The following is a 14,484-nucleotide window of genomic DNA, read 5'->3' on the forward strand; positions in this document are numbered from 1 at the left end:
TGGCGGGAACCCTGTTGATGTTTGCGCTATCATGACCAGCCCCGCGTTTTTTGAAGAAGGCACCCTGGTCGGGGTGCTGACAGCCGAGCCGCTGGACCGGGTGCTGGATTACAAGGCCCCCGAAGGCGGCTGCTGGATGGGGGCCTATGTGATGGTTCCGTTGGGGCCGCGCCAGGTGATCGGCGTGATCTGGGGGGCCGGGCGCGGCGATTGGGATCCGGCCAGGATCAGGGCGGTGGCCAAGGTGCTGGATGTGGCCCCGATGCGCACCGAGATGCGCGATTTTCTGATCCGCGCCGGGGATTACACGCTGACGCCGCTATCTGCCATGCTGCGGCTGGCGACCCGCGCGCCGGGGCTGGCTGATCCGCCGTCGATGCGCAGGCTGTTCCGGTTGGGGCAGGCGGTGCCCGACCGGATGACCGATGCCCGCGCCCGGGTTCTGGCGGTGCTGGAGGAATATGGCGGCGTCGGTTTCACGCAATCGGAACTGGCGGAGATGGCGGGCACCTCCGGGTCAGTGATCAAGGGGCTGTTGGCGCAGGGCGCGGTCGAACAGTATGAGACGCCGCGCGATGCGCCATACCTGCCGCTGGACCCCGAACGCCCCGGCAAACCGCTGACCCCGGAACAGCAGGCGGCGGTGGTGCCATTGGTCGAGGGAATACGCAGCGGAACCTATGGCACCACTTTGCTGAAGGGCGTCACCGGATCGGGCAAGACCGAAGTCTATCTGGAGGCGGTCGCCGAATGTCTGCGCCAGGGGCGGCAGGCCTTGGTCCTGTTGCCGGAAATTGCGCTGACATCGGAATTTCTGACCCGGGTGAAGGCGCGGTTCGGGGCCGAGCCCGCGGAATGGCATTCCGGCGTTACCATGACCGAACGCCGGCGGTGCTGGCGCATGGTGGGCCAGGGCGCGGCGGGGCTGGTGGTGGGGGCGCGCTCGGCGCTGTTCCTGCCGTTTCGTGATCTCGGGCTGATCGTGGTCGATGAGGAACATGACACGTCTTACAAGCAGGAGGAGGGCGCGCTCTATAATGCTCGCGACATGGCCGTGTTGCGGGCCTCGCTGACCGGCGCGCAGGTGGTGCTGGCCTCGGCCACGCCCAGCCTGGAAAGCTGGTGGAACGCGGAAAACGGCAAATATGCCCGGGTCGATCTGGCCGACCGGTTCGGGGCTGCGGTGATGCCCGAGATGCGCGCCATCGACATGCGGGCCGAAGATCTTCCGGGCAATCATTGGGTCTCGCCGACATTGCAGGGCGAGGTCCGGGCCCGGCTGGCGCGCGGCGAGCAATCGCTGTTGTTTCTCAACCGGCGCGGCTATGCCCCGGTGACGATCTGCCGGGCCTGCGGTGAGGGCGTGGGCTGTGAGCACTGCGATGCGCGCATGGTCGAGCACCGGTTCCAGAAGCGCCTGATGTGCCATCAATGCGGTGACACGAGGCCGATGCCGGAGATCTGCCCGTCCTGCGAGGTGGCGGGCAAGATGTCGGCGGTGGGGCCCGGAGTGGAGCGGCTGGCGGAAGAGGCGGCGGCGCTGTTTCCCGAGGCACGAATGGCGGTGCTGTCATCGGATCTGTTTGGATCGGCGCGGGCGCTGAAGGCCAAGATCGTTGAGATCGCGGAAGGGCAGACCGACATCATCATCGGCACGCAACTGGTGGCCAAGGGGCATAATTTTCCGCGCCTGACGCTGGTGGGTGTGATCGATGCCGATCTGGGGTTGCAGGGATCGGACCTGCGCGCGGCGGAGCGAACGTTTCAACTGATGCGCCAGGTTGCGGGGCGTGCGGGCCGGGTCGATGTGCCTGGTGTGGCGATGATGCAGACCTTCCAGCCGGAACATCCGGTGATCCGGGCGATCCTGTCGGGCGATGAGGAAGGGTTCTGGCGGGCCGAGGCGGAGGAACGCCGGGCCACGGGGATGCCGCCCTTTGGCCGCTTGGCGGGCATTGTCATATCGGCGCCCGATGCCGTTGCGGCCTTTGATCTGGCCACCCATCTGGTGCGCAGGGACGGGCCGATCACGGCCATTGGCGGCACGGTCTATGGCCCGGCCCCGGCCCCGATTGCGCGCATTCGGGGACGTCACCGGGTGCGGTTGCTGGTGAAAGCGCCGCGTGGGGCACCGATCCAGGGCGCGCTGAGGCAATGGGTGGGCGGGTTGAAGCTGCCGGGGGCGCTGCGGCTGTCGGTCGATATTGATCCGCAGAGTTTTTATTGATCGGTTGGGATCGGTTGGGATTGGGCGGTCATGGGCGGCCTTGATTTGGGGTCAGAGCCTGTCGCGTTCATCAGGAACCAAGCATTCACCCGGCGGGCCGAGGCAGCGTTTGCAACGCAGAACGCGTTCGGCCCGCCGGGTGAATTCGATAAAACGCGACAGGCTCTAATCGGTGCCGCGATGCTCAGGGCGGTTTCCAACTGGGGGGCGTGCCGCTAAAAGCGCCCGGCGAGACATATTGACAGAGGCTGGCCCGACATGACGAAGATCCGCCCGCAACCCGGCATCATGGAGATTTCGCTTTATCAGGGAGGGGCCTCGAAAATCATGGGCCGCGACCGGGTTCTGAAGCTGAGCTCGAATGAAAACCCGTTTGGGCCGAGCCCGCGTGCAGTAGACGCGGTGGCGGCGGCGGCGGCGGGGATGCATCTGTATCCGGCCACTGATCACGCGGCCCTGCGGGCGGCGATCGGTGAGGGTCTGGGGCTGGAGGCCGATCGCATCATCTGTGGTGTCGGCAGCGATGAGGTGATCACCTTTCTCTGCCAGGCCTATGCCGGGCCGGGCGATGAGGTGCTCTATACCGAGCACGGATTTTTGATGTATCGGATCTCGGCGCTGGGTGCCGGGGCCATGCCGGTGGTGGTGAAGGAACGCAACCGGGTGGTCGATGTCGATGCGATTCTGGCCGGTGTGACAGCGCGCACCCGGCTGGTTTTCGTGACCAATCCCGGCAATCCGACCGGCACCATGATAGCGGAGGCGGAGCTGGCGCGCCTGGCCGAGGGCCTGCCCGAGACCTGCCTGCTGGTCATTGATGCGGCCTATATCGATTATGTCGAGGGCCATGATGGCGGCGCGGGCCTGGTCGAGGCGCGCGACAATGTGGTGATGACGCGGACATTTTCCAAGATCTACGGGCTTGGCGGGTTGCGGGTGGGCTGGGGCTATGGCCCGCGCGCGGTGATCGACGTGTTGAACCGGGTGCGCGGGCCGTTCAACCTGTCCAATCTGGCGCTGGCCGGGGCCGAAGCCGCGATGCGCGATACCGGCTATATGCAGATGTGCCGCGAGGTGAACCGGGTGCAGCGGGCGCGGCTGGCCGAGGGGCTGGCGGCGATGGGGTATCCCTCGGACCCGAGCCATGGCAATTTCATTCTGGTGCGGATGGCGGATGCGGATCAGGCCCGCGCCGCCGATGCCCATTTCAAGGAAAACGGCATTATCATCCGGCTGGTTGCCGGCTATGGCCTGCATGACGCCATTCGGATTACGGTAGGCACCGAAGCGGATGTCACGCGGGTTTTGGCGGTGATGGCGCGGTTTGGAGCGAAGGCATGAGTGTGATTTATGACCGCGTGGCGCTGATCGGGCTGGGGCTGATTGCAGGCTCGATGGCGCATGCGATACGGCGCGCGGGCCTGGCCAAAGAGATCGTGGGCACGGCGCGCTCGGCGCAGACGCGCGCGGTGGCGGCCGATATCGGGCTGTGCGACCGGGTGGTCGAGACCGGTGCCGAGGCCGTGGCGGGGGCCGATCTGGTGGTGCTCTGCGTTCCGGTCGGGGCGATGGGCGCGGTGGCTGCCGAGATTGCGCCGCTGTTGGCAGAAGGAGCCACGGTGACCGATGTCGGGTCGGTCAAAAGAGACGTGATTTCTCAGGTCGGCCCGTTGCTGCCGGAGCATGTCCATTTCATCCCCGGGCACCCGCTGGCGGGGACCGAACATTCCGGGCCGCGATCGGGTTTTGCCGAGCTGTTCGACAATCGCTATACCCTGCTGACGCCGCCTGAGGGAACCGACCCCGCCGCCCTGGCGCGGTTGCGGGCGCTTTGGCAGGGCTGCGGGGCCATTGTTGAGGAAATGGAGGCCGATCACCATGATCTGGTGCTGGCCGTCACCAGCCATGCGCCGCATCTGATTGCCTATACGATGGTCGGTGTGGCCGATGATCTGCGCCGGGTGACCGACCGTGAGGTCATCAAATACTCTGCCGCGGGATTTCGTGATTTCACCCGTATTGCGGCCAGCGATCCGACCATGTGGCGCGATGTGTTCCTGTCCAACAAAGAAGCCACGCTGGAGATTCTGGGCCGGTTTACCGAGGAGCTTTTCGCCTTGCAACGCGCGATCCGGCGCGGCGATGGGGATCTGCTGTTTGACTATTTCACCCGCACGCGGGCGATCCGGCGCGGCATTATCGAGGCCGGGCAGGATACTGACGCCCCCGATTTCGGGCGCGGTGCGGCGCGCAAGGACGGGTCCGGGGAATGAGCCTTTCGCGGGTGGCATTCGGGGCGGGGGCGGTGCTGGCGGTGGCATTGCTGGCGGCCCCGGCCTTTGCCGATCCGCCCGCGCAGTCGCTCATTCCAATGCCGCGCCCCGGGGGCGCGATGGCGATGGCGGGGCCAGGCGCACCAATCGTGATCCGGATCAGCGCATCGGGTCTGGCCCCCGGCAGGTCGCTGCGGCCCGCGATCCGCCCCGGTCATCGCAGCCCAGCCATGCATGCGGCAGCAGCCGAGGCAGAAGCGGGGGCAGCGGCGGAGGCGGTAAATGCGGCCGTCGCGTCGGTCCTGTTGGTGCCCGCAGGCGCAGATCATGAAACAGAGCGCGCGCCAGAGCATGCGGCAGCGCCAGAGCCGGAACCGCGCCGGGGATTGCTGGCCCTGCTCACCGGGCAGAACCGGCGCACCGCCGCCGCGCCGGGGCATGAGGATCCGCCCGCGCAGGTTGGGGCGAGCGGCGGGTTATGTGGTGTTCCGGGCATCGCGGGCGAGCGGCTGGCCACCATTCCGGGCCGGTTGAACGGCTGCGGCATCGCCGAGCCGGTTCGCATCAGTGCGATCAACGGCATCACCTTTTCACAGCGCCCGACACTGAATTGTCAGGCGGCGCGGGCCTTGCAGGGCTGGCTGAGCGAGGATGTCGTGCCAGAGGTCGGGCGGCGGGGTGGTGGGGTTATTTCGGTCCGGGTCATCAGCTCGTATTCCTGCCGCACCCGCAACAGCCAGCCCGGTGCGCGGCTGTCGGAACATGCCACCGGCAATGCGATGGATATTGCCGGGTTCGGCCTGGCCGATGGGCGCGAGATTACCGTGCTGAGCGATTGGGGCAGCGGGGCCGAGGGCCGCATCCTGCGCAATCTGCATGCGGCAGCCTGCGGCCGGTTCGGCACCGTTCTGGGGCCGAATGCCGACCGCTATCACCAGGATCATTTCCACGTTGATGTCGCATCCTACCGCAGCGGATCCTATTGCCGCTAATAGAGTGTCAGGGTCGGGGCCGGGCCAAGCGGGATCGGGCCGAGATAGGCCTGGCCTTCGGAAAAGCGCAGCGTCACATCGAGATCGCCGGGCCGCCCCGACAGGCCCGCAATCAGCGCCAGACCGCTTTCCAGCGTGGATTGCATTGCCGCCGGAATGGCCCCCGCATTGACGCCAAGCTCGACCATGCCCTGCCAGTTTTCGGCCCTGATGGCGAGATTTCCGGTCGGGATGCCAGCCGCATCGACATCAAGATCACCGCTGGCGCGCAGGGCCAGCGCGCCCCAATTGGCCCGCAATTCGGCCAATTCGATACGGGTGATCTGCGGCCGGGCCACTTCCAGCGCGCGCATGTCCCAGGGCCGCTCAAATTCCAGCACGGTTTCGATGCTGAGACGCTCGATCGCTGCGGGCAGTTGCCGGCCCGGATCCAGCAGGCGCAACACCTCGCCCGCGGGCGTAAGCCCCTGGGCGTCCAAGCGGATATCATAGCGCGCGGTATCGCCGCCCTGATCGGCGATGACCAGCCCTGCGCTGTCGATGGCGCTGGTCCAGCCCCAGTTGCTGGAAATCTCCAGCCCGGCCAGATCAGCCTCGGCCCGGACCAGCGAAAACCTATCCGTCGGGCGCAGGTGCAGCAGGGCCTGCATTGTGTCAGAACGGATTGAAAGCTGTTGGCGCGGCGTCGTCAGAACCTGTTCGCCGGGCCAGATCGCGCGCAGGGCCTGCGGTTGATAGGCGGGCTGGATCAGGCGAAACCCATCCGCAGCCCAGGCCAGGTCGGTGAAGGGATCGGCCAGAACAAGCGCGTCAAACCTTGTGTCAAAGCGCAGCGGAAAGCCCGCGGTGGCGACACTGTCAAAGGAGACGGCCCATCCGGCATCGGCCTGTTGTTGCAGCCAGGCCAGGCTGACGCGTTCAGTGGCGGTGGCACCCAGATACCAGACCCCCGACCAGAGCGCCGCGGCGATGCCCAAAATCCAGGCCAACATTTTCATGCCGCGATTCCCCTGTTTCATCCTGCCTGCGCCCTGCATATAGGGGGGGCAGGGCAAGACACCAGAGAGAGATGCAATATGGATCTGTGGGTATTTGGCTATGGGTCGCTGATATGGAACCCGGGCTTTGACGTGACCGAGACCCGCATCGCGCGGCTGCCGGGCTGGCACCGGTCATTCTGCATGTCATCGATTCACCATCGCGGCACCGAGGATGAACCGGGTCTTGTCCTGGCCCTGGATGCGGCTGCGGGGGCGCATTGCGACGGGGTGGCGTTTCGAGTGGCGGCCGATAAATCCGCCGCCACCATCGAATATCTGCGCGAACGCGAGCTGATTTCCTCGGCCTATCTGGAACGCGAGCTTCCGATCACCTTCCGCGATGGGACCACGGTGTGCGCTGTCACCTACGTCATCGACCGGTCCCATGTGCAATATGTGGCCGGTCTGGCGTTGGAGGATCAGGCCCGCATCATCGCGCATGCCATTGGCGGGCGCGGCCCGAATGACGAATATCTCTACAATACCGCCGCCCATCTGGCCGAGCTGGACCTTGCCGACGAGGATCTGAACTGGCTGGTCGCCCGGGTTCGCGGATTGAAAGCCGCCTGACGCCCATATCGGTTGGCAGAACCGGCCAAGCCGGGTAGGGTGACCTCAAATAAACGGATTTGGCCAGAACCCCCGTGACGAGCAGACCAGACGCCCCCCGATTCACGCAACCGATCCGCCAGATCGCCATCATGTTGATGATCTGCGGGCTGGTTGGGCTTGGCACGTTCTTTGTGTTCCCGTCCGTGGCCCCTATTTTCCTGGCCAATATGTTTCTCAACGGCACCATCGCGGTGGTGTTTCTGGTTGGCGTCCTGGCCTGTTACTGGCAGGTCGTGCAGCTTTTTTCGTCCATTTCATGGATCGAGGAAATCGCGTCGGGCAGCACCGATACAACCGATCGCCCGCCGCTGTTGCTGGCCCCGCTGGAAGGCATCCTGCGGGCGCGCGGCACAAGGTTGCAGCTTACCTCGGCCTCGTCGCGTTCCATTCTGGATTCGGTGGGCGCGCGGATGGAGGAAAGCCGCGATATCACGCGCTATATCACCAACCTGCTGATTTTCCTTGGTCTTCTGGGCACTTTCTATGGGCTCGCCATCACCATTCCGGCCGTGGTGGAAACCATCCGGTCGCTGCGCCCCGCGGCGGGCGAAAGCAGCATGGAGGTGTTTGGCCGGCTGATGGGCGGGCTTGAGCAACAGTTGGGCGGCATGGGCACGGCCTTTGCATCCTCGCTGCTGGGCCTTGCCGGGTCGCTGGTGGTGGGGCTGCTGGAACTGTTCGCAGGCCATGGCCAGAACCGGTTTTACCGCGAGATGGAGGAATGGCTGTCAACCATCACACGGGTCAGTTTTTCATCTGGCGAAGGCGATGGCGGCGGCGTGGATCGCGGTGCGATTGCGACGGTTCTGGATCATATGGTTGACCAGATCGACACGTTGCAGAGTCTGTTCACACAATCGGAAACGCGCCACGCCGATACCGAACAGCGGATGTCGGATATCACGGTGGTGCTGCATGATCTGGCGGAACGTCTGGGCCCCGGTCAGGTGGCCGCGACCGAACGGCTGGCAGCGTCACAAGAACGCATGGCCGAGGTCATGTCTGCGATTGGCGGCGAGGCCGGAATAGATGCTGAAAGCCGGATGCGCCTGCGGTCGATCGATGTGCAATTGCTGAAGATCTTCGAGGAGATCGGGGCCTCGCGCGCCGATGAGGTCGGTGCCCTGCGCGACGATCTGGGGGCCCTGACCGAAGCGCTGCGCGACCTCAACCGGTCGGCCACCCAACAACAACGCCGCTCGCGCCGCGCGCGTCCCGTTCGGGACCAACCGCCGCAAGAGGGTTGAGCCATGGCCTTTCACCGGCGCGCCGGCAACCGATTTGCAGGCTCTATCTGGCCCGGTTTCGTCGATGCCATCACCGCGATGCTGATGGTGATGATCTTTGTGCTGACCATTTTCATGGTGGTGCAATTCGTGCTGTCCGAGACGATCAATGATCAGGATGCCGAACTCAACGAGCTGAATGCGCAGCTCAATCAACTTGCCGACGCGCTTGGGCTGGAACAATTGCGCGTCTCGGAACTGGAGAGCCGCGCCGCCACATTGGGCAGATCGCTGGCGGCGGCAGAAGATGAGGTTATCGCCCAGACCCTGCTGATTGCGGCCCTGACCGAGCAAACCGAGGCGCAGACCGCCCGTATTGCCGATTTCGAGGCGCAGGTTGCGGCGCTGCTGGCGGATAACTCGGACCTGGCAGCCGATCGCGATGCCGCGCGCGCCGAAATCGCCGACCGGATTTCGCAGGCTGACGCGCTGAGCCTGGCGCTGGCGGCGGCGCGGTCGGAAATCGACCAGGCGACCGAGGCGGCGCGTTTGGCGGCGGCGGAACGCGAAGCGCTACAGGCGCTGATTGCCGATCTGCAAAACGAGGCCGCAGAACGATCGGTCACGCTGGCGGAAACGCTGGCAATGCTGGAAGGCGAGCGCAATGTGTCAGTGGCGCTGGAGGCCGAGGTGGCGCAAACGCTGGCAATGCTGGATAGCGAACGCAATGTGACAGCGATGCTGGAGGCTGAAATAGCGGCGCTGGAGACCGAGCTGAGCGCCGAGGAAACTGCGCGACTGGCCGAGGCCGCGGCCGCGTTGGCACTGCGCGAGCGGCTGAATGATACCCAGACGCAACTGTCAGCCGAGGAGGAGGCGCGGCTGGTTGAAGCGGCCGCGGCAGAGGCGTTGCGGGCCCGTCTGGAAGCCGCCGACGCAGAGCTGACCGCGATGTCACTGGCGCTGGAGGACCGGCGGCGCGAGGCCGAGGAAACGCTGACCCTGCTGGCCGCTGCCGATCAGGCGCGCGAAAACCTGGCCGCCCGGCTGGCCGCCGCCGTCGCCGCGACTGCTGACCGCGACGCCCGGATTGCTGAACGCGACGCCCGGATTGCTACGCTGCAGGCCGAAGGCGGCGCTGCGATCTCGGATCTGGAGGCGCAGCTGGCGCTGGCGCTGGCCGCCCGGGCGCAGATCCAGGGCGATCTGGAAACCGCCACCGCCGAAATCGGGCGGCTTTCGGTGCTGGAAGGCCAATTGGCGCTGGCGCTGGCGGCCCGCGCCCGGGACGCCGAGGCCCTGGCCGGAACCCGGGCCGATCTGGCATCGACCCGCGACGCCCTGGCCGGAACCTCCGCCGAATTGGCGACGACGCGCGAAACTTTGGCTGGAACATCCGCCGATCTGGCAGCTACCCGCGACGCCCTGACGGCGGCAGAGGTCGAGGCCACTGCGCGCGCCGGCGATCTGTCTGCGCTTGAGGAGGAACTGGCGCTGGCGCTGGCGCGTCTGGCCACGCAGATCCGCGAAAGTGACGCCCGCGTCGCAGAGCTGGAGGGCGATTTGGCTGTGGCCCGGGCCGAGGCCGTTGCGGCGGCCAACGAAGTTGAAGCCAGCGGAGCGGCGCTGAGCGCATTGGAGGCAGACCTTGCGCAAGCCCTGGCCGCCGCCGCCGACCGCACCGAACTGGCCAGCGATCTGCAAGCCCAACTGGGCCTGGCGCAGGCGCAGGCGGCTGCCGCCATTGAAGGTATGGCGGCCGGGCGCACGGCGCTTGCCAATCTTGAAGCGGAACTGGCGCAGGCGCTGCTGGATCTGACCCGCAGCGAACAGGACGCCGCCGCGCGTATCGCGGAACTTGAAGATGCGCTGGCCGCATCCGAGGCGTCGCGCCAGACCTCCAGCACCAATGCCGCCATCGCCCTTTCGGATCTGGAGGCCGCACTTGCCGAAGCCCTGACCGCGCAGATGCTGGCCGAGGCGGATGCCTCGCGCCTGAGTGAATCTGAACAGCGCGCAGCCCTTCTGGCGCAGGCCAATCTGGAATTGGAAGCAACCGCTGAGGCGGCCTCGGCCGAAAGCCAGCGCCAGATTGCGGCCTTGAACCAGCAGGTGGCCGCGCTGCGCAGCCAGTTGGGGCAATTGCAGGCGCTGCTGGATGACGCGCGCGACCGCGATGCCGCGGCCGAAGTGCAGGTCGAATCGCTTGGTGCCGATCTGAATGCGGCACTGGCGCGGCTTGCCGCCGAATCTGCGGCCCGCGCTACTGCCGAGGCCGAAGCGGCACGGTTGAGCCAGGCCGAGGTCGAGCGTCTGGCCGCCGAGGCGCAGGAACTGGAACGCTACCGGTCAGAGTTTTTTGGCCGCCTGCGCGATCTGCTGGAGGGCCGCGAAGGCGTGCAGATCGACGGCGACCGGTTTGTCTTTTCCTCTGAGGTTCTGTTTGAAACCGGGTCTGCCGAACTGGCCGATGAGGGGCTTTCGCAGATCGCCAATGTGGCTGAGCTGCTGCTGGAGATCTCGGATGACATTCCCGATACGATCGACTGGATCATCCGCGTCGATGGCCATACCGACAATGTCCAGATCCGGCCCGGCGGCACCTATGCAAATAACTGGGAACTCAGCCAGGCCCGGGCGCTGTCGGTGGTGCTGTATATGACCGAGGAGCTGGGCATTCCGCCCTATCGGCTGGCGGCCACCGGTTTTGGCGAATACCGCCCGATCAACCCCGCCGATACGCCCGAGGCCCGGGCCCAGAACCGGCGGATCGAACTGAAACTGACCGAGCGTTAGGGCGTGACGATCAGCGTTGTGGTGATCTGGTCCATTTCGCGCCCGTCGCGGATCATCCGGACCTGCCCATGATAGGTGCCCACCGGCCAGCCACCGGGGCGCGCACGCAGGCCGGTGCCGCGGAAAAGCTGCGCCTGGCGACGCTCCAGCGGCACCGTCACATCATGCATGAGACTGCCATCGGGCTGGCGAATGCTGAGCCGCACCGCATCCCCGGCGCGGGCCCCAAAGAGATAGCCCCAGATCACCAGCGCCGGGGCATCTGAGGGCAGGGTTTCGGCCCCGGCCTCACCGGCCTGGATGGTCTCGAAGGCGGGCATGTCCGGGGCAAACCCCGCTGTCAGGATGCCGCCGGGCTGGTAGGGAAGATCATTGCGCCAGAGGGTGTCGCCGCCGCCATCGCCGCAGCTCTCGGCGGTTGAAAACGGATCAACCGGGGTGCCGTCGGAGCGGACCGACAGATGCAGATGCGGAAATTCGGTATTGCCGGAATAGCCGACCAGACCAAGCGGCGTGCCGGCCTGAACCATCTGGCCCTGCGTGACGGCGATGGATCCCTGCAACATATGACAATATTGCGTCTGCCAGCCTTCGCCATGATCGATCACCACGCCATTGCCGCATTCCTGACCCTCTGCCATTCCGGCGCGGCCGGTATCGGGCGCAATATTGCGCAGGCCGGTCACGATGCCGGGGGCGGCGGCCAGCACCTGCACGCCCGCCGCCATCGCGGCAAAATCATGCAGCCGGATATCGGTGCCGGTATGGCCCTCATAGCTGAGCGGGCCACAGGTGTAATCGCGCGCTTCAGGCCCGGGATCGCGATCCATGAATTGCTGAATGACGCAGTCTTGCCCCAAGCTGCAGTCCAGCGGGAAATCCAGCACCGGCGGATCGGCCAGGGCCGCGCCGGTGAGAAAGGCGGCCCCCGAAAGGACCGCCCCAAATATTCCGGCTTGGATCATTCCGCCGTAAGAAGCGGTGGCTTTTTTGTCGAGATCCGGCGATTGCCAAGCTCCTCGATCCTGAGATCCAAAGCGCCATCCTTGATGCCGACATGCACATTGCCGCCCTTGGCAAGCTTGCCGAACAATAGCTCCTCGGCCAGTGGTTTCTTGATATATTCCTGAATGACACGGCCAAGCGGGCGCGCGCCCATCTTGTCGTCATAGCCCTTATTGGCCAGCCATTCGGCGGCGGGTTTGGTCAGTTCGATGGTGACGTTTCGATCCATCAGCTGCGCTTCCAGTTGCAGCACGAATTTTTCGACAACCTGCAGGATCACATCCTTGGGCAGCGGTGCAAAGCTGATCACCGCGTCCAGACGGTTGCGGAACTCGGGCGTGAAGGTGCGCTCGATGGCGGCGGTGTCTTCCCCCTCGCGGCGGTCGCGGCCAAAGCCGATGGCCTCTTTCGCCATTTCGGAGGCTCCCGCATTCGACGTCATGATCAGCACGACATTGCGGAAATCGATCGAGCGACCGTTATGATCGGTCAGCGTGCCATGATCCATCACCTGCAACAGGATGTTGAACACATCCGGGTGCGCCTTTTCGATCTCATCGAGCAGCAGCACGCAATGCGGATGCTGGTCGATGCCGTCGGTCAGCTGACCGCCCTGATCAAAGCCGACATAGCCCGGAGGCGCGCCGATAAGACGTGAAACGGCGTGTTTCTCCATATATTCCGACATATCGAAGCGCAAAAGCTCCACGCCCAGAACATCGGCCAGTTGCTTGGCAACTTCGGTCTTGCCGACACCGGTGGGGCCGGCAAAGAGGTAGTTGCCAATCGGCTTTTCAGGTTCGCGTAGCCCGGCGCGCGACAGTTTGATGGCACTTGCCAAGGCCTCGATCGCCTTGTCCTGACCAAAGACCACGCGCTTCAGCGAGACCTCAAGATCTCTCAGCACCGCCGCATCATCCTTGGACACGTTTTTCGGTGGGATGCGCGCGATTTTGGCCACCACGGCCTCGATCTCTTTTACGCCGATGGTCTTGCGGCGTTTGCTTTCGGCGACCAGATGCTGCGCGGCACCGGCCTCATCAATCACGTCGATGGCCTTGTCGGGCAGTTTGCGGTCGTTGATGTAGCGGGCCGAAAGTTCCACCGCTGTCTTGATCGCATCGGCGGTGTATCTGACATCGTGATGTTCCTCGAAATAGGGTTTCAGCCCTTTCAGGATCTTCACGCTGTCATCGACGGATGGTTCATTGACGTCGATTTTCTGGAACCGGCGCGACAGGGCGCGGTCCTTTTCGAAATGCTGACGAAATTCCTTGTAGGTGGTCGAGCCCATGCAGCGCAGCTTGCCACCCTGCAACGCGGGTTTCAGCAGGTTGGAGGCATCCATCGCCCCGCCCGATGTCGCGCCGGCCCCGATGACGGTATGAATCTCGTCGATGAAGAGAACCGCATCGGGGTGTTCCTCAAGCTCGTTCACCACCGCCTTGAGGCGTTCCTCGAAATCGCCGCGATAGCGGGTTCCGGCCAGCAGCGCGCCCAGATCGAGCGAAAAGATCGTGGCCCCCGACAGCACCTCAGGCGTTTCGCCCTGCACGATCTTGCGCGCCAGGCCTTCGGCGATGGCGGTTTTGCCAACCCCGGGATCGCCCACCAGAAGCGGGTTGTTCTTGCGCCGGCGGCAGAGCACCTGAATGCAGCGTTCAACCTCCTGGTCGCGGCCGATCAGCGGATCAACATCGCCCTTCAGCGATTTGGCATTCAGATCGACGCAGTATTTCGCCAATGCGCTTTCCTTGGCCTCAGCCTCGGGTGCGGCATCATTGCGGACGGCGTCTTCTTCCATGTCGCTGGCCCCGGTCACCGGGCGCGCTTCGCCAAAGGACGGGTCCTTGGCGACGCCATGGGCGATGAAATTGACCGCGTCATAGCGGGTCATGTCCTGTTCCTGCAAAAAGAAAGCGGCGTTCGATTCGCGTTCGGCAAAGATCGCCACCAGCACATTGGCCCCGGTCACTTCGGTCCGGCCCGAGCTTTGCACATGGATCGCGGCGCGCTGAATGACGCGCTGGAAGGCGGCGGTCGGCACCGCCTCGGAGCCTTCGACATCGGTTTCCAGCGTCGACAGGTCATCGTCGATGAACGTCACCAGGCTTTCGCGCAGAATGTCGATATCGACGCCGCAGGCCTGCATGACCTTCAGCGCGTCCGGCTCATCCAGCAGGGCGAGCAGCAGATGTTCCAGGGTGGCGAGTTCATGACGGCGTGCATTGGCCTGCGCCAACGCCGCGTGAATGGCCTGCTCAAGAGTGTTTGAAAACGACGGCACTACCAGTGCTCCTTTCGTTGAACCGG

General features: G+C 65.0%; 10 protein-coding genes. 7 read left to right on the plus strand and 3 right to left on the minus strand.

The features are described from left to right. Positions 1-31: 31 nt before the first annotated feature. The 4 genes from ACW8PS_RS10995 (at position 32) to ACW8PS_RS11010 (ending at position 5,492) form a co-directional block, all read left to right on the plus strand. Complete coding sequence (locus tag ACW8PS_RS10995) at positions 32-2,227, plus strand: primosomal protein N' (RefSeq protein WP_491527449.1); 2,196 nt, start codon at positions 32-34, stop codon at positions 2,225-2,227. Between the two features lie 258 nt (positions 2,228-2,485). Beyond that, on the plus strand, positions 2,486-3,568 hold the full coding sequence (hisC, locus tag ACW8PS_RS11000) for a histidinol-phosphate transaminase (RefSeq protein WP_491527450.1): 1,083 nt from the start codon (positions 2,486-2,488) through the stop codon (positions 3,566-3,568). Continuing rightward, complete coding sequence (locus ACW8PS_RS11005) at positions 3,565-4,500, plus strand: prephenate/arogenate dehydrogenase family protein (RefSeq protein ID WP_491527451.1); 936 nt, start codon at positions 3,565-3,567, stop codon at positions 4,498-4,500. The genes hisC and ACW8PS_RS11005 overlap by 4 nt, the downstream gene beginning before the upstream one ends. Beyond that, positions 4,497-5,492: an extensin-like domain-containing protein gene (locus tag ACW8PS_RS11010; RefSeq protein ID WP_491527452.1), complete on the plus strand. Its 996-nt coding sequence runs from the start codon at positions 4,497-4,499 to the stop codon at positions 5,490-5,492. The genes ACW8PS_RS11005 and ACW8PS_RS11010 overlap by 4 nt, the downstream gene beginning before the upstream one ends. Here ACW8PS_RS11010 and ACW8PS_RS11015 read toward each other — a convergent pair. Then, positions 5,489-6,490 carry a DUF2125 domain-containing protein gene (locus tag ACW8PS_RS11015; protein ID WP_491527453.1) on the minus strand — a complete coding sequence of 334 codons (1,002 nt, stop codon included), beginning with the start codon at positions 6,488-6,490 and terminating at the stop codon, positions 5,489-5,491. The genes ACW8PS_RS11010 and ACW8PS_RS11015 overlap by 4 nt on opposite strands. A 78-nt stretch (positions 6,491-6,568) precedes the next feature. On the opposite strand from ACW8PS_RS11015, the gene ACW8PS_RS11020 reads away from it, so the two are divergent. The 3 genes from ACW8PS_RS11020 (at position 6,569) to ACW8PS_RS11030 (ending at position 11,166) form a co-directional block, all read left to right on the plus strand. Next, positions 6,569-7,102 (plus strand): gamma-glutamylcyclotransferase, encoded by a 534-nt coding sequence (locus tag ACW8PS_RS11020; RefSeq protein WP_491527454.1) that lies wholly within the window; start codon positions 6,569-6,571, stop codon positions 7,100-7,102. Positions 7,103-7,233: 131 nt separating this feature from the next. After that, positions 7,234-8,391: a biopolymer transporter ExbB gene (locus tag ACW8PS_RS11025; RefSeq protein WP_491527492.1), complete on the plus strand. Its 1,158-nt coding sequence runs from the start codon at positions 7,234-7,236 to the stop codon at positions 8,389-8,391. 3 nt (positions 8,392-8,394) lie between these two features. Next, on the plus strand, positions 8,395-11,166 hold the full coding sequence (locus ACW8PS_RS11030) for a peptidoglycan -binding protein (RefSeq protein WP_491527455.1): 2,772 nt from the start codon (positions 8,395-8,397) through the stop codon (positions 11,164-11,166). Here the strand turns inward: ACW8PS_RS11030 and ACW8PS_RS11035 are convergent. Both ACW8PS_RS11035 and clpA read right to left on the minus strand, forming a co-directional pair. Continuing rightward, positions 11,163-12,131, minus strand: a complete 969-nt coding sequence (locus ACW8PS_RS11035; RefSeq protein ID WP_491527456.1) for a M23 family metallopeptidase — start codon at positions 12,129-12,131, stop codon at positions 11,163-11,165. The two genes, ACW8PS_RS11030 and ACW8PS_RS11035, sit on opposite strands and share 4 nt — an antisense overlap. Further along, the gene (gene clpA, locus ACW8PS_RS11040) at positions 12,128-14,458 is read right to left on the minus strand and encodes an ATP-dependent Clp protease ATP-binding subunit ClpA (RefSeq protein ID WP_491527457.1); all 2,331 of its coding nucleotides are present in this window, start codon (positions 14,456-14,458) and stop codon (positions 12,128-12,130) included. Before clpA ends, ACW8PS_RS11035 begins: the two co-directional genes overlap by 4 nt. Positions 14,459-14,484 lie beyond the last annotated feature (26 nt).

This window comes from Alterinioella sp. (assembly GCF_058343375.1).

Bases quoted from the DNA above. Each gene is read 5' to 3' on its own strand.
- ACW8PS_RS10995 (WP_491527449.1), top strand. From the start codon at position 32: ATGACCAGCCCCGCGTTTTTTGAAGAAGGCACCCTGGTCGGGGTGCTG.
- hisC (WP_491527450.1), top strand. From the start codon at position 2,486: ATGACGAAGATCCGCCCGCAACCCGGCATCATGGAGATTTCGCTTTAT.
- ACW8PS_RS11005 (WP_491527451.1), top strand. From the start codon at position 3,565: ATGAGTGTGATTTATGACCGCGTGGCGCTGATCGGGCTGGGGCTGATT.
- ACW8PS_RS11010 (WP_491527452.1), top strand. From the start codon at position 4,497: ATGAGCCTTTCGCGGGTGGCATTCGGGGCGGGGGCGGTGCTGGCGGTG.
- ACW8PS_RS11015 (WP_491527453.1), bottom strand. From the start codon at position 6,490: ATGAAAATGTTGGCCTGGATTTTGGGCATCGCCGCGGCGCTCTGGTCG.
- ACW8PS_RS11020 (WP_491527454.1), top strand. From the start codon at position 6,569: ATGGATCTGTGGGTATTTGGCTATGGGTCGCTGATATGGAACCCGGGC.
- ACW8PS_RS11025 (WP_491527492.1), top strand. From the start codon at position 7,234: ATGTTGATGATCTGCGGGCTGGTTGGGCTTGGCACGTTCTTTGTGTTC.
- ACW8PS_RS11030 (WP_491527455.1), top strand. From the start codon at position 8,395: ATGGCCTTTCACCGGCGCGCCGGCAACCGATTTGCAGGCTCTATCTGG.
- ACW8PS_RS11035 (WP_491527456.1), bottom strand. From the start codon at position 12,131: ATGATCCAAGCCGGAATATTTGGGGCGGTCCTTTCGGGGGCCGCCTTT.